At 68.7% G+C, this 17,693-nt stretch carries 18 protein-coding genes; 9 read left to right on the plus strand and 9 right to left on the minus strand.

Annotated features, from left to right (window positions below; translation table 11 throughout):
- The 3 genes from FHT32_RS23110 to FHT32_RS23120 all read right to left on the minus strand — a co-directional run.
- Positions 1-402, minus strand: a 402-nt coding sequence (locus tag FHT32_RS23110) for a helix-turn-helix domain-containing protein (RefSeq protein WP_176666953.1), incomplete at its 3' end; no start/stop codon positions are given.
- Positions 403-544: 142 nt separating this feature from the next.
- Positions 545-1,297 (minus strand): sulfite exporter TauE/SafE family protein, encoded by a 753-nt coding sequence (locus tag FHT32_RS23115; protein WP_176666954.1) that lies wholly within the window; start codon positions 1,295-1,297, stop codon positions 545-547.
- Between the two features lie 45 nt (positions 1,298-1,342).
- Positions 1,343-2,614 carry an MFS transporter gene (locus tag FHT32_RS23120; protein ID WP_176666955.1) on the minus strand — a complete coding sequence of 424 codons (1,272 nt, stop codon included), beginning with the start codon at positions 2,612-2,614 and terminating at the stop codon, positions 1,343-1,345.
- Positions 2,615-2,704: 90 nt separating this feature from the next.
- On the opposite strand from FHT32_RS23120, the gene FHT32_RS23125 reads away from it, so the two are divergent.
- The 4 genes from FHT32_RS23125 (at position 2,705) to FHT32_RS35475 (ending at position 5,931) form a co-directional block, all read left to right on the plus strand.
- Positions 2,705-3,583, plus strand: coding sequence for a helix-turn-helix domain-containing protein (locus FHT32_RS23125; RefSeq protein ID WP_176666956.1), 879 nt, complete (start codon positions 2,705-2,707; stop codon positions 3,581-3,583).
- 61 nt (positions 3,584-3,644) lie between these two features.
- Positions 3,645-4,379, plus strand: a complete 735-nt coding sequence (locus tag FHT32_RS23130) for a phosphatase PAP2 family protein (protein ID WP_176666957.1) — start codon at positions 3,645-3,647, stop codon at positions 4,377-4,379.
- A gap of 95 nt (positions 4,380-4,474) precedes the next feature.
- Positions 4,475-4,726: an acyl carrier protein gene (locus FHT32_RS23135; protein WP_176666958.1), complete on the plus strand. Its 252-nt coding sequence runs from the start codon at positions 4,475-4,477 to the stop codon at positions 4,724-4,726.
- Positions 4,723-5,931: a beta-ketoacyl-[acyl-carrier-protein] synthase family protein gene (locus tag FHT32_RS35475; protein ID WP_176666959.1), complete on the plus strand. Its 1,209-nt coding sequence runs from the start codon at positions 4,723-4,725 to the stop codon at positions 5,929-5,931. The genes FHT32_RS23135 and FHT32_RS35475 overlap by 4 nt, the downstream gene beginning before the upstream one ends.
- On the opposite strand, the gene FHT32_RS23145 is transcribed toward FHT32_RS35475, so the two are convergent.
- A complete protein-coding gene (locus tag FHT32_RS23145) occupies positions 5,928-6,839 on the minus strand; it encodes a LysR substrate-binding domain-containing protein (RefSeq protein ID WP_176666960.1) in 912 nt (303 codons plus the stop codon). The genes FHT32_RS35475 and FHT32_RS23145 overlap by 4 nt on opposite strands.
- A 148-nt stretch (positions 6,840-6,987) precedes the next feature.
- Between FHT32_RS23145 and FHT32_RS23150 the strand changes: the two genes are divergently transcribed.
- The 4 genes from FHT32_RS23150 (at position 6,988) to FHT32_RS23165 (ending at position 11,631) form a co-directional block, all read left to right on the plus strand.
- Complete coding sequence (locus tag FHT32_RS23150; protein ID WP_176666961.1) at positions 6,988-8,370, plus strand: M20/M25/M40 family metallo-hydrolase; 1,383 nt, start codon at positions 6,988-6,990, stop codon at positions 8,368-8,370.
- A 97-nt stretch (positions 8,371-8,467) separates the two neighbouring features.
- Complete coding sequence (locus tag FHT32_RS23155; RefSeq protein WP_176666962.1) at positions 8,468-8,929, plus strand: DUF2501 domain-containing protein; 462 nt, start codon at positions 8,468-8,470, stop codon at positions 8,927-8,929.
- A gap of 82 nt (positions 8,930-9,011) precedes the next feature.
- The gene (locus FHT32_RS23160; RefSeq protein WP_176666963.1) at positions 9,012-10,730 is read left to right on the plus strand and encodes a SulP family inorganic anion transporter; all 1,719 of its coding nucleotides are present in this window, start codon (positions 9,012-9,014) and stop codon (positions 10,728-10,730) included.
- 13 nt (positions 10,731-10,743) lie between these two features.
- Positions 10,744-11,631, plus strand: a complete 888-nt coding sequence (locus FHT32_RS23165) for a LysR substrate-binding domain-containing protein (protein WP_176666964.1) — start codon at positions 10,744-10,746, stop codon at positions 11,629-11,631.
- A 10-nt stretch (positions 11,632-11,641) separates the two neighbouring features.
- Here the strand turns inward: FHT32_RS23165 and FHT32_RS23170 are convergent, their stop codons facing one another.
- On the minus strand, positions 11,642-12,223 hold the full coding sequence (locus FHT32_RS23170) for a DUF3299 domain-containing protein (protein ID WP_176666965.1): 582 nt from the start codon (positions 12,221-12,223) through the stop codon (positions 11,642-11,644).
- Between the two features lie 127 nt (positions 12,224-12,350).
- Between FHT32_RS23170 and FHT32_RS23175 the strand changes: the two genes are divergently transcribed.
- Positions 12,351-12,884 carry a hypothetical protein gene (locus FHT32_RS23175; protein ID WP_176666966.1) on the plus strand — a complete coding sequence of 178 codons (534 nt, stop codon included), beginning with the start codon at positions 12,351-12,353 and terminating at the stop codon, positions 12,882-12,884.
- Here the strand turns inward: FHT32_RS23175 and arfB are convergent.
- The 4 genes from arfB to clpB all read right to left on the minus strand — a co-directional run bounded on the left by arfB (position 12,853) and on the right by clpB (position 17,558).
- On the minus strand, positions 12,853-13,260 hold the full coding sequence (arfB, locus tag FHT32_RS23180) for an alternative ribosome rescue aminoacyl-tRNA hydrolase ArfB (protein WP_176666967.1): 408 nt from the start codon (positions 13,258-13,260) through the stop codon (positions 12,853-12,855). The genes FHT32_RS23175 and arfB overlap by 32 nt on opposite strands.
- Positions 13,261-13,264: 4 nt before the next feature.
- The gene (locus FHT32_RS23185) at positions 13,265-14,449 is read right to left on the minus strand and encodes an acetyl-CoA C-acyltransferase family protein (RefSeq protein ID WP_176666968.1); all 1,185 of its coding nucleotides are present in this window, start codon (positions 14,447-14,449) and stop codon (positions 13,265-13,267) included.
- Positions 14,450-14,582: 133 nt separating this feature from the next.
- Positions 14,583-14,927 carry a hypothetical protein gene (locus FHT32_RS23190; RefSeq protein WP_256099130.1) on the minus strand — a complete coding sequence of 115 codons (345 nt, stop codon included), beginning with the start codon at positions 14,925-14,927 and terminating at the stop codon, positions 14,583-14,585.
- 9 nt (positions 14,928-14,936) lie between these two features.
- On the minus strand, positions 14,937-17,558 hold the full coding sequence (gene clpB / locus FHT32_RS23195) for an ATP-dependent chaperone ClpB (protein ID WP_176666970.1): 2,622 nt from the start codon (positions 17,556-17,558) through the stop codon (positions 14,937-14,939).
- Between the last annotated feature and the right edge of the window lie 135 nt (positions 17,559-17,693).

Consider the following 17,693-nt stretch of genomic DNA (forward strand, 5'->3'; position numbering starts at 1 on the left):
GCGGCACCAGTGTTCGCTTGCCTGGCTGGACTCCGCAGCGATCAGCCCGTGGCGATGCAGGATGTTGGTGACGGTGCTGGGCGCAGGAACCTCGCCCAGGCCCTGGTCGGCCAGCCGGCGGGCGATCTTGCGCCCACCCCAGCTGGGGTGCTCGCGCCGCAGTTGGACCACGGCCTGCTCCAGCGCATCGGTGCTGCGCGTAGGCGAGTTCAGCGGCCGCGTGCTGCGCGGCGTGCATGCTTGCGCCATGCCTTGCAGCGCGTGGCGCTTGAGCAACGAATAGCCGGTCTTGGGGCTGATGCCGAAGCGTCGGCACAACTCGCGCCGGTTCGCTCCCTCCTGCAAAGCCAGTTCCACGAATTCTCGCTTGGTGTCCATCAGGTCTCTCGGTTGCCAGGGCATGGGGCACTTCCTCGGTCATCTCGACCCAGAAAGTGTTTCCTATGTCCGCGCACACCTGTTTCCGAGGTCCCCGGTCCATACAGCGAAGCAAAGAAAAGTAGGTCGCCTGCCGGGGCGAGTCCCGGCCCCGGGAAAGAATCGCTCAGCTACGAGCCAACAAAGCCGGCACAGCAGAAGCCAACAGAGCAACCCCGGAACCAGTCAACAACCCCAACACAATCTTCCGAAACGCAACCTCACTGATCCCGATATAAAGCCGAGCCCCCAGCAACACAGGCACAGCCACCGCCAGCGCCACCACCCCCAGCAAAGGCACGACAGACCGCCCGATATTCCCGCTGAAAACGTGAATCCCGAACGCCACCAGCAACATCGACAGATTGAAGTTCTGGATCACCGCCCGCTGCGTATCCCGCTGAAACCCGCGCAACGTGCACCACAGCGTAGGAATGGTCCCCGAGAACCCGCCGATACCGGCCATCGCACCACCGATCGCACCCGCCACCCCATCGGCCACGCGCCCGCCGAAAGCCACCTTCGGCAGATGCTGCGACATCAGCATCGCCGGACACCACAGCACCAGCAGCACGCCAAGACAAAGCTTGAAGACGACAAGGTCCAGATGCGGCAGCAACCAGACGCCGAATGGCACGCCCACCAGACCGCCAAGCAGGAAGGGCCAGAGAACGCTTTTGTCGAACGAGCGCCGCACGGTGACAGCGGCAATCACCTGCCCCGTCAGCGCCCCGAACAGTGCGAGCACGGCGGCAAGCTGGGGCTCCAGCGTCCAGGCCCAGACAGACATCGCCACCAGGCCGAACGCAAAGCCCGACAGGCCCTGCACGAAACCCGCCAGCACGGCGCCGGCGACCACATAGACATACAAGGCTTGCATGCGGTCGATGATATCGGCGGCACTTAGGCCGCGCGGCGCGCAGACTCAGGCGGAGGCCGGCACCACCAGCGCCGTGCGCCGCACGCGCCGCACGTTGAACGCGCTGGCGATCAGCACGCCCTGCACCAGCGCCAGCCCCACGATCACGCTCGTGTACTGCCCGTGGTCCATGAGCCGACCGAACACCAGCGGTGCCACGGCCTGCCCGATGTCGAGGCCGGCGTAGACCACGCCGTAGACGCGGCCGGTCGCATTGGGCGGCGTCGACTTCTTCACCAGCAGGTCACGCGAAGGCCCGGCGACGCCGGAGACGAAGCCCATCGCGCCGAAGAGCACCGGCACGAAGATCGGCGGGAAGTCGGCAAAGGCCAGCATCAACGCCAGCGCGGCGGCCAGGCCAAAGCCCACGCCCACGATGCGCTCGCAGCGCGACGGGTCGGAAGCAAGGAAGCCGCCCACCACCATGCCCGCGGCGCTCGCCACCATGTAGACGGTGAGGCACACGGCCACCAGCGCCACCGGCACCGCGTGCAGATGCCCCGCGGCCACGGGCGCGAAGGTCTGCACCACGCTGATCACCACGGCATAGAAGAAGAAGAAACCGAAGCACATCCACACGGCCGGGATGCGCAGGAAGTCGAACTCGCCGCCGGCGGGCGCGCTCTCGCCCTGCCCCGTCGCCTTGTGAACGGCCGCCGCGTCGAGCGACAGCACGCTGCGGTAGATCCACAGCACCAGCAGCACCAGCAAGGCCACCGCACCGGCCGATGCCAGCGCCACGCGCCACGAGAAGGCAATGGCGATCGGCACCACGAAGGCCGGCGCGAGCGCCCAGCCCAGGCTGCCGGTGATGCCGTGCACGCTGTAGGCATGGCCCAGGCGCGTGGGCGCGACCTTGCGGTTGAACAGCGTGTAGTCCACCGGGTGGAACACGCCGTTGCCGATGCCGCCGACCACCGCGCACAGCAGCAGCATCCAGTAGCTCTGCGCCAGGGCATAACCGAAAGCCGCCAGCCCCAGTGCCCCGAGCCCCACAAACAGCACCGGCCGCGGCCCCAGCTTGTCGACGATGAAGCCCGAAGCCGCCTGCACGATGCACGAGACCACGAAGAACACCGTCAGCACCGCGCCCAGCTCGACATAGCTCACGTTGAACGCGTCCTTCAGCCAAGGGAACAGCGGCGCCAGGATGAGCTGGCTGAAGTGGCTGACCGCGTGGGCCAGGCCGACCAGGCCGATCAGCTTGGCATCGCTGCCCAGGGTGTTGGAGGAAGGAGAAGCGGCGGGAGCGGCGCTCGTGGGCGAGTTGGAAGACATGGATTGCTACAAAAAAATCGGGGCAGGCGTCGATGCTATGCGTCGGGGACGCGGCAGAATGGCGATACAGCGACAACATTTGTCGAAACTATGCCAAGCGCCGCCTCACCCACCTCCAGGAGCGCCGCGTCCGCCGCCAGGCTGCGCGGGCCCACCCCGATCAACAGCGTCGCCTCCCTCACGCCGCACCTGTTCGCACCCGACGCTGTGCGGCCGCTGCGCGCCAAGGAGCACTTCCTGAGCGCCGACACGCTGGTCGAGCTGCACGAGCACCCGTGGCCGCAGCTCACCTTCTCCACGCGCGGCGTGATCCGCCTGAGCACGCAGGACGGCAGCTACATCGTGCCGCCCTCGCGCGCGCTCTGGGTGCCGGCCAACATGCCGCACAGCATCACGCTGATCGAAGACGCCGAGCTGCGCACCATCTACCTGCACGCCTGGATCGCGCCCTCCTGGGAGAAATGCGAGGTGCTCGAGATCAGCCCGCTGCTGCGCGCGCTGATGCTGGCGCTCGACACCACGCCCGACGGCCTGCCGCCGGCCGATGCGCACGCGCCGCAGCGCGAACGGATGATCGCGCCGCTGCTGGTCGACGAGCTGGAGCGCGCCACGCAGATCCGCATCGACGTGCCGCTGCCCACCGACAAGCGCTTGCGCCAGCTCTGCGAGACGCTGCTGCGCAACCCGGCCGACCGCGCCACGCTGGCCGAGCGCGCGGCGGCCATCGGCGCCAGCGAGCGCACGGTGGCGCGCCTGTTTCGCGACCAGCTCGGCATGAGCTGGCAGCAGTGGCGCCAGCAGGCCGTGATGGCGCATGCGCTGCCGCTGCTGGCACGCGGCATGGCGGTGAGCCAGGTGGCTGCCGCCAGCGGCTACGCCACCGACAGCGCCTTCTGCGCGATGTTCAAGGCCGCCACCGGCCGCTCGCCCACCTCGTTCCAGCACCGCAAGCGGGCCGCGCCCGCCTGACGCGGCGAAGCACCGGCGGGCGCTTCGCGGCGCTCTGGCAAGATCGGCGGCCGACAACACCATGCACTCTCCGATCTCCCTGAACGCAGCCCCCGTCGCCAGGCCGCCCACGTGGACCGCCGACATCTGGCTGCGCGTGCGCCGCCACTTCCTGCTGAAGGCGGTCGGCACCACGGTCTTCACGTGGCTTTTCTTCATCGGCTACTTCCACCTGCTGCGCAACCCGGTCTTTCCGATCGAGGTGATGCCGCTGACGCCGCTGGACCACCTGCTGCCCTTCCAGCCCTACCTGCTGGGCCCGTACCTCTCGCTGTGGGTGTACGTGGGCATCGCGCCGGGGCTGCAGCTGACCTTCCGCGAGCTGGTGGTCTACGGGCTGTGGATCGGCGGGCTTTGCATCACAGGCCTGGGCATCTTCTATTTCTGGCCGACCCAGATACCTCCCTTGGCCATCGACGTCTCCGGCTACCCGGGCTTCGCGATGCTGCAGGGCGTGGACGCGGCGGGCAACGCCTGCCCGTCGATGCACGTGGCAGTGGCCATCTTCACCGCCATCCGCATCGAGGACGTGCTGCGCGAGGCGCGCACGCCGGCCTTCTGGCGCTGGCTGAACTGGGTCTGGTTCGCCGCCATCGCCTATTCGACGCTGGCGGTCAAGCAGCACGTGGCGCTCGACGTGGCGGCCGGCGCGCTGCTGGGCATGGCGTTCGCACTGCCCTCGATGCGCTGGCGCCCGGGCGGGCGGGAACGCAGGGATTCCCCTCGCGTGGGAGCGGATATCATCCGTAAACACTGACCACTCACCACTGGCCGACGAGGAAGGGATCGATTGACTCAAGGACCGCACAGGGCGGCGATCGATCGGCGGCACACGACGACAGGCATTGCACGATGAGTTCGCTGAAGGAATTGCAGGACCTGATCCACGAGAAGTACGGCATCGAACCGTCGAAGCTCGACCCTCACGCCTCCATGCGTGAGACCGGCGGACTCGATTCGCTGGCCCTCGCCGAGTTTCTGTTCGCCATCGAAGACCACTTCGGCATCACCATGCCCGACGAGGACGCGAGCATCGACACCCTGGCCGAACTCTCCGTGCTGGTCGACAAGGTCAGGGCCGAGAAAGCCGCGTCGGCGTCGTGAACCACGAAGTCGCCGTCACCGGGCTGGGCGTCGTGGCGCCGCACGGCGACGAGCCCGGCGCCCTCTTCCAGGCCCTGCTGCAGGGCCGGTCGGCCATACAGCCCGTTTTCCCTGAACTACCCAAACCGGCAGCGGCGGCCACCGTCGCCTTCGACGAGACCCGCTGGTTCACCAAGCTGCAGCTCGCCGGCGTCGACCGCGTGAGCCAGCTGGCCGTGGCCGCCGCCGACCTGGCGATGCGCGACGCGGGCCTGGCCGTATCCGATGCGGACCCGGAGCGCGTCGGCGTCTTCTCGGGCTGCGGCATGGGCGGCGCCGCGGCGCTCGAGGCGGCCTATCGCGGCAACGGCCGCGTGTCTCCGCTCACCATTCCAGCCTTCATGCCCAACGCACCGGCCGCCCACGTGGCGATGCGCCAGGGCGTGAAGGGCCCGGTGCTCACCTACTCGGTCGCCTGCGCATCGTCCTCGGTCGCGATCGCCGAGGCGGCCAAGGCCGTGCAGCGCGGCGAGGTCGACATCGCCATCGCCGGCGGCAGCGAGGCGCTGATCGTGCCGGGCGTGGTGGTGGCATGGCAGGCGATGCAGACGCTGGCCGGCTTCCAGCCGGGCGAAGCGGCCACCGCTGTGAAGCCCTTCGCCACCGACCGCAGCGGCTTCGCGCTGGGCGAAGGCGCGGCCTTCCTCGTTCTCGAATCGGCCGAGCGCGCACGCGCGCGCGGCGCCCGCAGCCACGCCACGCTGGCCGGCTGGGGACTGAGCAGCGATGCCACCCATCTCACCAAGCCCGACGCGCCGGGCCAGGCCCGCGCGCTGCGCGCCGCCCTGCGCCTGGCAGGCCTGCAGCCGCGCGACGTGGGCTACTGCAACGCGCATGGCACGGCCACGCGCATCGGCGACGTGGTCGAGCGCAACGCGCTGGCCGACGTGTGGGGCGACGATCTCGACACGCTGCGCGTGAGCTCCACCAAGGCGCTGCATGGCCACATGCTGGGCGCGGCGGGCGCCATCGAGGCGATCGTCACGGTGATGGCGCTGCAGCAGCGGCAGCTGCCGCCCAACGCGAACTGCCGCGAGATCGATCCGGAATGCAGGCTCGACCTGGTGACGCAGGACGATACGGCGGCACCGTCGCTCGAAGCCGCCATCAGCAACTCCTTCGCCTTCGGCGGCACGAACTCGGTGCTGCTTTTCAGGCGCGCCTAGGCGGCCACCGCCTGCAGCGGAGGCGCCGCCGCCGCGCGCAGCCATGCCACGAAGGCGCCGACCAGTGGGTCGTCGGTACGGCTCGGCGCCACGAACACGCTGTAGCCCCGGCTCGAGGGCGCACGGTGCGGGCAGGCCAGCACCAGCTCGCCCGAACGCAGTTCGCGCTCCACGAAATAGTCGGGCACCAGCCCCACGCCAAGGTCGGCGCGAACCGCCGCGACCAGCGACGAGAACAGGTCGAAGCGGTGCCCCGCCACGAGGTTGTCCGGGGCGCGCAGGTTCGCCACCTGCCCGAACCACTCCTCCCACGCCCCCATGCGCGTGCGAAGCTGCAGCAGCTGCGCCGCGCGGAAATCTCCCCGCGCCATGGCCGCGCGCCCCTTCGCCTGGGGGGAACACACCGCGACGCAGGACTCGCCCATCAGCGGCTGGGCATTCGCGCCCGGCCATACGGCGTCGTCGTACTGCACGCCCACGTCGAAGGGCTGGTCCTCCATGTAGAGATGCGTAGGGAATACCTGCAGGTGCAGGCTGCAGCCCGGATTGCGGGAGACGAACTCGGGCAGCCTCGGCGTGAGCCAGCCCTCGGCCAGCACCGGCACCGCCCCCACCAGCAGGCGCAGGCCGTCGGTGCGCTGCGCCATGGCTTCGAGCGTGTGGTTCTGCAGCCGCAGCAGGTCACCGGAGATCTGCCCGTGATAGCGCTGCCCGGCCTCGGTGAGCTCGGTGCCGCGCGCGGTGCGCTGCACCAGCCGCACGCCGATCTGCTCCTCCAGCAGCCGCAGCTGCTGGCTCACCGCGCTGTGCGTGAGGCACAGCTCCTCGGCGGCCTTGCCGACGCCGTGGTGGCGGGCCACCGCGTCGAAGATCAGCAGCGCTCGGGTGCTCGGAATGTGGCGGCGCATGAGGGCTTCGTTAGAAAAACTGACAACGCGGAAGATTAAACCAGAGCGCGCGCCTAACACAGCCATAAGAATCGCTGACGACGGCGCTGCACCGGCGGCGCCGATCTCGATCCGGCCCGCTTCAAAAAAACCAGGACACCTCCACACCATGCCCCACACCGCGTCACCTCGTTCCGCCGCACTTCGCCTCGCCCCCCTCATCCGCGTCCTTGGCCTCGCCCTGGCCTCGGCCGCCGCCGGCTTCGCGCACGCCCAGGGCGGCAGCGTCGCGGCCCCGCCCGCGCAGGTGCGGCCCGAAGTGGACAAGGCCTATACCCAGCTGATGGCCTCGCCCGCCATCCAGAAGCTGCTGGACGCGGTCAAGGCCGATCACGACCGCTCGGTCGAAGACCTGAAGATGCTCACCGAGATCGAAGCCCCGCCCTTCAAGGAGCAGAAGCGCGCCGAAGCCTTCCTCGCGCGCATGAAGGCGCTGGGCCTGGCCGACGCGAAGATCGACGCCGAAGGCAACGTGGTCGGCCTGCGCAAGGGCACGGGCAACGGGCCCAAGCTGCTGATCTCGGCCCATCTCGACACCGTGTTCCCTGCCGGCACCGACGTGAAGGTGAAGGAGCGCGACGGCAAGCTCTACGCGCCCGGCATCTCCGACGACACGCGCGGCCTCGCGGTGCTGCTGTCGTGGCTCAAGGTGCTGAACGACAACAAGATCCAGACGGTGGGCGACCTGCTCTTCGTGGGCAACGTGGGCGAGGAAGAGCTCGGCAACCTGCGCGGCATCAAGGCGATCTTTCGCGACAACCTCGACATCGACGGCATGGTCGGCCTGGAGCCCGCACCCGACGGCACCGTGCTGATGCTGGGTACGGGCAGCCACCGCTACGAGGTGAGCTTCAAGGGCCCCGGCGGCCACAGCTACGGCGCCTTCGGCCAGGTGCCGAGCGCCATCCACGGCATGGGCCGCGCCATCGCGAAGATCGCCGACATCCGCACGCCGAGCTTCCCCAAGACGACGTTCACGGTCGGCACGGTCGGCGGCGGCACCTCGGTGAACACCATCGCGCCGGATGCGCGCATGGCGGTCGACATCCGCTCCGACGACATGGCGCCGCTGCTGGAGACCGAAAAGAAGATTCTCGCGGCCATCGACGAAGCCGTGGCCGAGGAAAACAAGCGCTGGAACGTCAACACGCTGAGCGTGAGCACCAAGCTCATCGGCGACCGTCCGGGCGGCCGCACGCAGTCGGACACGGTGATCGTCGAGGCCGCCACGCGCTCGAACGCGGCCTTCGGCCACAAGACGCTGCTGACCGGCGCGAGCACCGACGCCAACGTGCCGATGTCGCTGGGCATCCCGGCCATCATCATCGGCGGCGGCGGCAAGACCGGCGGCTTCCATGCGCTGTCGGAGTGGATCGACGTGACCGACGGCTGGAAGGGCGCGCAGAACTCGCTGGTGACGGTGCTCGGCCTGGTCGGCGTGCAGGGCACCAGCGCGCCGCTGCTCGAAAAGCGCCCTCCACGTTCGAAGTAAACACAGGCGCAAGGGCGACTGCGGCCGGGGCCTCGCCCCCGGCGTCTCCGTTATGCTGGTGGCCGCTTTCCACCACGCGTACCGACAGGAGGACGACATGCACGCCCGTTCAACCCTCATCGCCCTGGCGCTGCTCGCCGCAGGCGCCTCGGCGCAGGCCAACAACCTGCTCGACCAATTGAAGGAAAAGGCCGGCGAAGCCGCCAGCGCCAACTCGCAGGGCGGCACCGGCAACGCGGGCGGATCGGCGCTCGGCAACCTGGGCAGCAGCCTGGGCTTCAAGATGCCCGCCGTCGGCACCAGCACCATGGGCAACGCGGCCGGCGTGCTGCAGTACTGCGTGAAGAACAACTACCTGGGCGGCGACGCGGCCTCGGTGAAGGACAAGCTGCTCGCCAAGATCACCGGGCAGAAGAAGCAGGAGACCGGCTTCGCCAGCGGCGCCAAGGGCCTGCTGCAGGGCGGCGACGGCAAGTCGCTGAACCTCAAGGGCCTGTCGTCGAAGGTCAAGGAAAAGGCCTGCGACTACGTGCTCAAGAACGCAACTTCCTTGATCTGACCCGGCTACACATTCCGCATCGCTTTCGCGCGGCGCACCGCGCATGTGCCTGCAGTTTTCTTCCGTGCGCCCGCAAACTTCCATGACCCCGGCTGCCCCCTCTCCTTCCCTGCGCCAGCGCCTTTCGCGCTGGGTTCCGTGCCTCGCGTGGCCCCGCCCTTCCGCCGCGCTGCTGCGCAACGAGGCGATGGCCGGCATCACCGTGGCGCTGATGGTGATTCCGCAGGGCGTGGCCTACGCGGCGCTGGCGGGCATGCCACTGGTCACTGGGATCTACGCAGCGCTGTTCCCGGCGCTGGTCGCGGTGATGTTCAGCTCGTCGCAGCGGCTGTCGGTGGGGCCGACGGCACTCACCAGCCTGCTGGTCGGTGCCTCGCTCGCGCCGCTGGCGGTGGCGGGCAGCGCCGAGTGGGTGGCGATGGCGGTGTGGCTCACGCTGATGTCGGGCGCAATCCAGATCGTGCTGGGCGCGGGGCGCTTCGGCTGGCTGCTGCGGCTGGTGAATTCGCCGGTGCTCATCGGCTTCACGCAGGGCGCGGCGGTGCTGATCGCCATCTCGCAGCTGCCGGCGCTACTGGGCTTCACGGGACGGACCATTCCGCAGGTGCTGAAGGGCGGACCGCTGCCCGACCTGGTGGCCATCGCCTTCGGCCTGGGCAGCATCGCGGTGCTGTGGCTGGGCAAGCGCCTGCTGCCGCGCTTTCCGACGACCATGGCGCTGGTGGCCGGCGCAGCCGCCATCAGCTGGCTGGCCGACTACGCGCTGCGCGGCGGCGCGGTGGTGGGCACGCTGCCCTCCGGGCTGCCCTCGTTCTACTGGCCCGGCCTGCTGCCGCTGAGCACCTTCAGCGCGCTGGTGCTGCCGGCGCTGATGATCACGCTGGTGAGCTTTCTCGAAACGGCTTCGAGCGCCAAGGTCGACAACGCGCGCGCCGGCACGCTCTGGAACGAAAACCAGGACCTGATCGGCCAGGGCCTGGCCAAGCTGGCCTCGGGCTTCACGGGCGCCTTTCCCACGAGTTCGTCGTTCTCGCGCTCGGCCATCACGCTCTATGCAGGCGCGCAGACCGGCTGGGCGACGCTCTTCAGCGTGGTCGTGGTGGCGGGCGCGCTGCTGTGGCTGATGCCGCTGCTCTATCACGTGCCGCAGGCGGTGCTGGCGGCGGTGGTGGTCACGGCCATCCTGGGGCTGGTGAAGCCGGCGAGCTTCACCGCGCTGTGGCGCATCTCGCGCATCGAGGCGGGCATCGCCTTCGGCACCTTCGCGCTGACCATCGCGACCGCGCCAAGCATCTACTGGGGCGTGCTCGGCGGCCTGCTGGCCGCCCTGGCGCACTACATGTACCGGCACCTGCACCCGCGCATCATCGAGGTGGGCCTGCATCCCGACGGCAGCCTGCGCGACCGCAACCTCTGGAAGCTGCCACCGCTGGCACCGAACCTCTATGCGCTGCGCATGGACGCCGAGCTCGACTTCGCCTCCGCCTCCACGCTCGAACGCGCGCTCACGGTGGCCCTGGCCGAGCGGCCCCACCTCACCGACGTGTGCCTGTTTGCGCAGCCGATCAACCGCATCGACATCACCGGCGCCGAAGTGTTCGGCTCGATCCGCCGGATGATGGAATCCAAGGGCATCCGCCTTCACCTGAGCGGCATGAAGCTGCCCGCGATGCAGGTGCTCGAAAGCGCCGGGCTGCTGGCGCCGGGGCCGATGCTCTTCAGCTACCGCACCGACGGCGAGGCGCTCGCGGCGCTGATGCCGCGCGTCGAAGTGCCCGCGCAGCAGGAAGCCGCCGCCTGAGGCGCCATCGCCCATGAAGACCACCATCGAAGAGCTCGTCGCGTTCCGCACGGTGGTGGACACCGGCTCGATCACGGCCGCGTCGGAGCAGCTCTCTCAGACCGTCTCGGGCATCAGCCGCGCGCTGAGCCGGCTCGAGCAGAAGCTCGACACCACCTTGCTTCGCCGCACCACGCGCAGGCTCGAACTCACGGAGGAAGGCGCGGCCTTCCTGCAGCGCACGCGCGCGATCCTCGATGCCATCGACGACGCCGAGGAACACATGGCCGCGCGCCGCGAGCAGCCCGCCGGCCGCCTGCGCGTGAACGCGGCCTCGCCGTTCATGCTGCACGCCATCGTGCCGCTGGTGCCGGAGTTCCGCCGGCTCTATCCGCAGATCAGCCTGGAGCTCGACACCGACGACCTGCCCATCGACCTGCTGGAGCGCCGCACCGACGTGGCGATCCGCATCGGCCCGCTGCGCGACTCCACCCTGCATGCGCGACCGCTCGGCACGCACCGGCTGCGCGTGCTCGCGAGCCCCGCGTACCTCGAGGCGCACGGCAAGCCGCGCAAGGTGGCCGACCTGGCCGAACACGCGCTGCTGGGCTTCACCCAGCCCGAGTCGCTGAACCGCTGGCCGCTGCGCGGCGTGCATGGCGACGAATGGAACATCGCGCCCACGCTGGTGGCATCGAGCGGCGAAACGCTGCGCCAGCTCGCGCTGGCGGGCGTGGGCATCGTCTGCCTGTCGGACTTCATGACCGGCACCGACCGCGCCAACGGCGCGCTGGTGCAGGTGCTGGCGAAGGAGACTGCGGACGTGCGCCAGCCGGTGAACGCCGTGTACTACCGCAACACGCAGCTGTCGGCGCGCATCACGTCGTTCCTGGATTTCCTGTCGCAGCGAATGGGCGGCTGAGCACCGTCGTTCACTGCGGCTGCTTCGGCACGAAGCGCTCGACCGCGGCCGACTTGATCTCGTAGCCGCTCACGCCCATGTCTTCCGACGAATAACGCGCCGCCTTCATCGTGCCGCTGACGTACACCGTGTCCATCGCGTGCAGGCCTTTCACGACCGAGGCCGCGACCACGTGCACGATCTGGTTGGCCGGCGGCGGCGGCGTGTGGATGCAAGCGCCGAAGTACGGCACGAGCAGGAATTCGCGGATGCCGTCCTGCGTGTTGTCCAGCGGAACGACGAAACCTGCGAGCTTGGCGGGCTTGCCGTCGAGCGCGACGTTGACGGGGGCGTTGTCCCAGACCGCTCGCATCTCGTCGAGCATCTGGATGGCGCGGGGGTCGTTGTCGCGCAGGGCTTCGAGGCTGATGTTGCGGTAGCGCTTGGTGGGGTCCCAGCTCTTCGGGATCAGTTCTTCCCACTTGAGCTCGGGGGCTGCGGCGGTGCTTGCGTCTGGTTTCGCTGCCGCTCCGGGGCCGCATCCGCTCAGGAGCGCCGCGGCCGGAGCCAGCAGGAACGCGGCCAGCACGGCGCGCGATAAGGGCCTTCTCATGAGTGCGATTGTGATCGGCAGACGTTTCAACCCCGTGGAGCAGGGCCTTTTGCACTCAATTCGTCCCAGATTGCGCAAATTTGTTGCAAAGCGCCAGAATGCCGCACCACGACACGAGGAGATCCGCATGGCACCGACAGGATGGCTGGGACTCACGTCCCTGGGGACGGTTCATACGGCGATCAGCCTGATCGCCGTCGTCGCAGGGCTGCTGGCCCTGTTCCGCTACAAGGAGATCACCATGCGCACCGGCCTCGGACGGCTCTTCGTGTGGACCACCGTGCTCACCTGCCTCACGGGCTTCGGCATCTTCCAGCACGGCGGCTTCGGCAAGCCGCACGCGCTGGGCATCATCACGCTGGCTGCGCTGGCGGTGGGCGCACTCGCCGGGCGGGGCGTGTTGTTCGGCAAGTGGGCGCGCTACATCGAGGCCGTCGCGTTCTCGGCGAGCTTCCTGTTCCACTGGATTCCGGCCTTCACCGAAACGCTCACGCGGCTGCCGCTGGGCGCCCCGCTGCTGCCGAATGCCGATGCGCCGGAACTCAAGGCGATCACCGGCGTGCTGCTCGTGCTGTATCTGGTCGGCGTCGGACTGCAGATCCGCCGGCTGCGCGGCGGCGGGGGAACGCTCAGTCCCGAACCGGCCCGCGCAGGCTCTTGATCTGCGAGCGCTGGCTCTTGCCTTCGAGCCGGCGCTGCTTCGAACCGTAAGTGGGCTTGGTCGCGCGCCGCACGCGCGGCGCGACGGCCACGCTGTCGACCACCGCCTGCAGCCGCGCGAGCGCGTCGGCGCGGTTCATCTCCTGGGTGCGGTGCTGCTGCGCCTTGAGCACGAACACGCCTTCCTGCGTGATGCGGCTGTCGCGCAGCGCGAGCAGCCTCTCCTTCACGTCGGCCGGCAGCGAGCTCGCATGGATGTCGTAGCGCAGGTGCACCGCGCTCGACACCTTGTTGACGTTCTGCCCGCCCGCGCCCTGCGCCCGGATGGCGCTGAAGTCGACCTCGTCGGGGTCGATCAGGACAGCCGGACGGAGCATGCGTTCAGACCCGCTCGAAGATCGCGGCGATGCCCTGCCCGCCGCCGATGCACATCGTGACCAGCGCATAGCGCCCCTGCACGCGTTGCAGTTCGGCGATCGCCTTGGTCGTGATGATCGCGCCCGTCGCGCCCACCGGATGGCCCAGCGAAATGCCCGAGCCGTTCGGGTTCACCTTGGCCGGATCGAAGCCCAGCTCCTTGATGACCGCGCAGGCCTGCGCCGCGAAGGCTTCGTTCGACTCGATCACGTCGAGGTCGCCCACCTTCAGGCCAGTGCGCTCCAGCACCTTGCGCGTGGCGGGCACCGGGCCGATGCCCATGTACGCGGGCTCGACGCCGGCATGCGCGTAGCCCACCAGGCGCGCCAGCGGCTTGAGCCCCATCGCCTTCACGCGGCCGCCCTCGGCCAGAACCACGGCGGCCGCGCCGTCGTTGATGCCGGAGGCATTGCCGGCGGTGACGAGGCCGTCCTTCTTGAATGCGGGCTTCATCTTCGACAGCGTCTCGACGGTGGTGTCGGCGCGCACGTGCTCGTCGGTGTCGAAGAGCACGACGCCCTTGCGCGTCTTGACCTCGACCGGAACGATCTGCTCCTTGAAGCGGCCCGCCGCGATGGCGGCCGCCGCACGCTGCTGGCTCAGCACCGCCAGCTCGTCCTGCTGCTCGCGCGTGATGCCGTAGCGCGCGGCCACGTTCTCGGCGGTGATGCCCATGTGGATCTTCTCCCACGGGTCGTGGAGGATGCCGAGCATGTAGTCGACCAGCACCGCATCGCCCATGCGCGCGCCGTAGCGTGCCGAGGTGTCGAAGTACGGCCCGCGGCTCATCGACTCCGAACCGCCGCCGATGGCGATGTCGCAGTCGCCCAGCGCGATGGCCTGCGCCGCCGACACGATGGCCTGCAGGCCCGAGCCGCAGAGGCGATTCACGTTGAAGGCCGGCGTCTCGATGGGGCAGCCCGCGTCGATGGCCGCCACGCGGCTCAGGTAGGCGTCCTTGACGTCGGTGGGGATCACGTTGCCTATGACCACGTGGCCGATGGCATCGGCCACGACGCCGCTGCGCTCGATGGCGGCCTTGACGGCGGTGGTGGCAAGCTGGGTGTTGGGCACGTCCTTCAGCGAGCCGCCGAAGGTGCCAATGGCGGTGCGGGCGGTGCCGACCACGAAGATGTCGCGCGAAGTCATGGAATGTCTCTCCTGGATGAAAGCAGAAAGCCGCGGCTGGCGAGCCGCGGCTCCAGGAGACGATTTTGACGGCGAACGGCGCGACCGGCTGTCGCGCCTGGAATAGCCGGCGAGCGGCGCTGCCAGCCCGCTGTCAGCCGCGCGGAGAGACCGATTTCGGCGAAACGTCGGTCACGTCGCTGGCGCTGCCGCGAATGCGCACCGGGCGCTCCACCGATTCGCCGCGTGCCCGCGCGTTGGCAACGTCGGCGGCGGTCGGTTCAGCCGCCTTTGCCGCATTGCGAAAACGGTCGAAGCCCGAGCGGGGGTTGAAGCGCCCGCCCATGGAAGCCATCCAGGGCGTCACGGGCTTGCCCGTGAGGCGCCCCCAGGCGTAGCGAACGCCCCAGACGGCCGCCAGCAGCATGACCGCGACGGCCAGGCTGGCCGCGAAGACCAGCCCCAGGAGCAGAAGAATGACGCGTATTACGAAGTTCATCATCCGACTTTAGGCCGAAGCGGCCGCCGTTGGTTCCCCCGCCTTGCGGAAGGAGAACTGCCCCGGCGACAGGATCGGGTCGGTCGTGACCTCGATCGTGTCCTTCGGCCCGAAGCTTCCATCCAGCAGCAACTTCGACAGCGGGTTCTCGATGCGCTGCTGGATCGCGCGCTTCAGCGGCCGCGCGCCGAACACCGGATCGAAGCCGACCTTGGCGATCTCCGCCAGCGCCGCCGGAGAAACCTCCAGGCCCAGGTCCATCTTCGCGAGCCGCGCCTGCAGCACCTTCAGCTGGATCGCGGCGATCGATTCGATGTTCTTCGCGTCGAGCGCGTGGAACACGACCGTCTCGTCGATGCGGTTCAGGAACTCGGGACGGAAGTAGTTCTTCAGCTCGTCCCACACCGCTTCCTTGATCTCGTCCGAGGGCTTGCCCACCATGGCCTGGATGATGGGCGAGCCGATGTTGCTCGTCATCACGATCACGGTGTTCTTGAAGTCCACGGTGCGGCCCTGGCCGTCGGTGAGGCGGCCATCGTCGAGCACCTGCAGCAGCACGTTGAACACGTCGGGGTGGGCCTTCTCGACCTCGTCGAGCAGCACCACGCTGTAGGGCTTGCGGCGCACGGCTTCCGTGAGGTAGCCGCCCTCCTCGTAGCCCACGTAGCCCGGCGGCGCGCCAATGAGGCGGGCGACCGAATGCTTCTCCATGAACTCGCTCATGTCGATGCGGATCAGGTGGTCTTCGCTGTCGAACAGGAAGCCCGCGAGCGCCTTGCACAGCTCGGTCTTGCCCACGCCCGTGGGGCCGAGGAACAGGAACGAGCCGGTCGGGCGGTTCGGATCGGACAGCCCCGAGCGCGAGCGGCGGATCGCGTTGGCGACCGCGCCGATGGCCTCGTCCTGGCCGACCACGCGCTCGTGCAGCTTGTCTTCCATCACGAGCAGCTTGTCGCGCTCGCCCTGCATCAGCTTGGCGACCGGGATGCCGGTGGCGCGCGCCACCACTTCGGCGATCTCTTCGGCGCCGACCTGGGTGCGCAGCAGCGTGGGCGCACTCGACTTGCCCTTGTTCGCCTCGCTGGCCTCGGCCTCCTTCAGGCGCTTCTCGAGCGCCGGCAGCTGGCCGTACTGGAGCTCGGCGACCTTGTTGAAGTCGCCCTTGCGCTTCCATTCCTCGATCTGGAACTTGATCTTGTCCACGTCCTCGCGCACCTGCGCGCTGCCCTGGGCCTGGGCCTTCTCGGCCTGCCAGATCTCGTCGTAGTCGGCGATCTCCTTCTGCAGCTTCTCGATCTCGTCCTCGATCAGGCCCAGGCGCTTCTGCGAGGCCTCGTCCTTCTCGCGGCGCACGGCTTCGCGCTCGATCTGCAGCTGGATCAGGCGGCGGTCGAGCCGGTCCATGACCTCGGGCTTGGAGTCCATCTCGATCTTGATCTTGGCCGCGGCCTCGTCGATCAGGTCGATGGCCTTGTCGGGCAGGAAGCGGTCGGTGATGTAGCGGTCGCTCAATTCGGCCGCGGCCACGATGGCCGGGTCGGTGATCTGCACGCCGTGGTGCACCTCGTACTTCTCCTGCAGGCCGCGCAGGATGGCGATGGTCGCCTCCACGCTGGGCTCGCCCACGATGATCTTCTGGAAGCGGCGCTCCAGCGCTGCGTCCTTCTCGATGTACTTGCGGTACTCGTCGAGCGTGGTGGCGCCCACGCAGTGCAGCTCGCCGCGCGCGAGCGCCGGCTTGAGCATGTTGCCCGCGTCCATGGCGCCCTCGGCCTTGCCGGCGCCGACCATGGTGTGAAGCTCGTCGATGAAGACGATGGTCTGGCCCTCGTCCTTCGCGAGTTCGTTCAGGACGGTCTTCAGCCGTTCCTCGAACTCGCCGCGGAACTTGGCGCCGGCCAGCAGCGCAGCCATGTCGAGCGACAACACCCTTTTGCCCTTGAGCGAGTCGGGCACTTCGCCCGAGACGATGCGCTGCGCCAGGCCTTCGACGATGGCGGTCTTGCCCACGCCGGGTTCGCCGATGAGCACGGGGTTGTTCTTGGTGCGGCGCTGCAGCACCTGGATGGCGCGGCGGATTTCCTCGTCGCGGCCGATGACCGGGTCGAGCTTGCCCAGCCGGGCGCGCTCGGTGAGGTCGAGGGTGTATTTCTTGAGGGCTTCGCGCTGGCCTTCGGCGTCGGCGCTGTTCACGCCCTGGCCGCCGCGCACGGCGTCGATGGCGGCCTCGAGCGACTTGCGGCTCAGGCCGTTTTCCTTCGCGATCTTGCCTACGTCGGCCTTGCTGTCGGCCAGCGCCAGCAGGAAGAGTTCGCCGGCGATGAACTGGTCATTGCGCTTGATGGCTTCCTTCTCGGTGGCCTGCAGCAGTTTGCCGAGCTCGGGGCCGACCTGCACGATGTCGTGGCCCTGCACCTGAGGCAGCTTCTTGATGGCGGCTTCGGCCGCCTGCGTCAGGCCGGGGACGTTGACACCTGCACGCTCCAGCAGGGCGCGCGGGCCGTCGTCCTGGCGCAGCATCGCGAGCAGCAGGTGGGCCGGCTCGATGTAGGCGTTGTCGTTGCCCAGCGCCAGCGACTGTGCGTCGCCCAGCGCTTCCTGAAATTTGGTGGTGAGTTTGTCTTGTCGCATGGTGATATTCCTGCATCCAAAATAGGGCTGTTCGGGCACGATTCAAGGTTGCCGGTCCGTCCGGTGCCCTGGGCACGGGTATTGCACAGGATTCCCCATCTCCCGCCCGTAGGCATTTCTCTCTCTCGAATGGAG

Source organism: Variovorax sp. SG517, from assembly GCF_013376045.1.
Taxonomy (GTDB): domain Bacteria; phylum Pseudomonadota; class Gammaproteobacteria; order Burkholderiales; family Burkholderiaceae_C; genus Variovorax.

Excerpts from the sequence above, each read along its gene's own strand:
- FHT32_RS23170 (WP_176666965.1), bottom strand. The coding sequence starts at position 12,223 with ATGAGAAGGCCCTTATCGCGCGCCGTGCTGGCCGCGTTCCTGCTGGCT.
- FHT32_RS23165 (WP_176666964.1), top strand. The coding sequence starts at position 10,744 with ATGAAGACCACCATCGAAGAGCTCGTCGCGTTCCGCACGGTGGTGGAC.
- FHT32_RS23145 (WP_176666960.1), bottom strand. The coding sequence starts at position 6,839 with ATGCGCCGCCACATTCCGAGCACCCGAGCGCTGCTGATCTTCGACGCG.
- FHT32_RS23185 (WP_176666968.1), bottom strand. The coding sequence starts at position 14,449 with ATGACTTCGCGCGACATCTTCGTGGTCGGCACCGCCCGCACCGCCATT.
- FHT32_RS23115 (WP_176666954.1), bottom strand. The coding sequence starts at position 1,297 with ATGCAAGCCTTGTATGTCTATGTGGTCGCCGGCGCCGTGCTGGCGGGT.
- FHT32_RS23130 (WP_176666957.1), top strand. The coding sequence starts at position 3,645 with ATGCACTCTCCGATCTCCCTGAACGCAGCCCCCGTCGCCAGGCCGCCC.
- FHT32_RS23160 (WP_176666963.1), top strand. The coding sequence starts at position 9,012 with ATGACCCCGGCTGCCCCCTCTCCTTCCCTGCGCCAGCGCCTTTCGCGC.
- FHT32_RS23175 (WP_176666966.1), top strand. The coding sequence starts at position 12,351 with ATGGCACCGACAGGATGGCTGGGACTCACGTCCCTGGGGACGGTTCAT.
- FHT32_RS23125 (WP_176666956.1), top strand. The coding sequence starts at position 2,705 with ATGCCAAGCGCCGCCTCACCCACCTCCAGGAGCGCCGCGTCCGCCGCC.
- clpB (WP_176666970.1), bottom strand. The coding sequence starts at position 17,558 with ATGCGACAAGACAAACTCACCACCAAATTTCAGGAAGCGCTGGGCGAC.
- FHT32_RS23190 (WP_256099130.1), bottom strand. The coding sequence starts at position 14,927 with ATGAACTTCGTAATACGCGTCATTCTTCTGCTCCTGGGGCTGGTCTTC.
- FHT32_RS23155 (WP_176666962.1), top strand. The coding sequence starts at position 8,468 with ATGCACGCCCGTTCAACCCTCATCGCCCTGGCGCTGCTCGCCGCAGGC.
- FHT32_RS23135 (WP_176666958.1), top strand. The coding sequence starts at position 4,475 with ATGAGTTCGCTGAAGGAATTGCAGGACCTGATCCACGAGAAGTACGGC.
- arfB (WP_176666967.1), bottom strand. The coding sequence starts at position 13,260 with ATGCTCCGTCCGGCTGTCCTGATCGACCCCGACGAGGTCGACTTCAGC.
- FHT32_RS23120 (WP_176666955.1), bottom strand. The coding sequence starts at position 2,614 with ATGTCTTCCAACTCGCCCACGAGCGCCGCTCCCGCCGCTTCTCCTTCC.
- FHT32_RS23150 (WP_176666961.1), top strand. The coding sequence starts at position 6,988 with ATGCCCCACACCGCGTCACCTCGTTCCGCCGCACTTCGCCTCGCCCCC.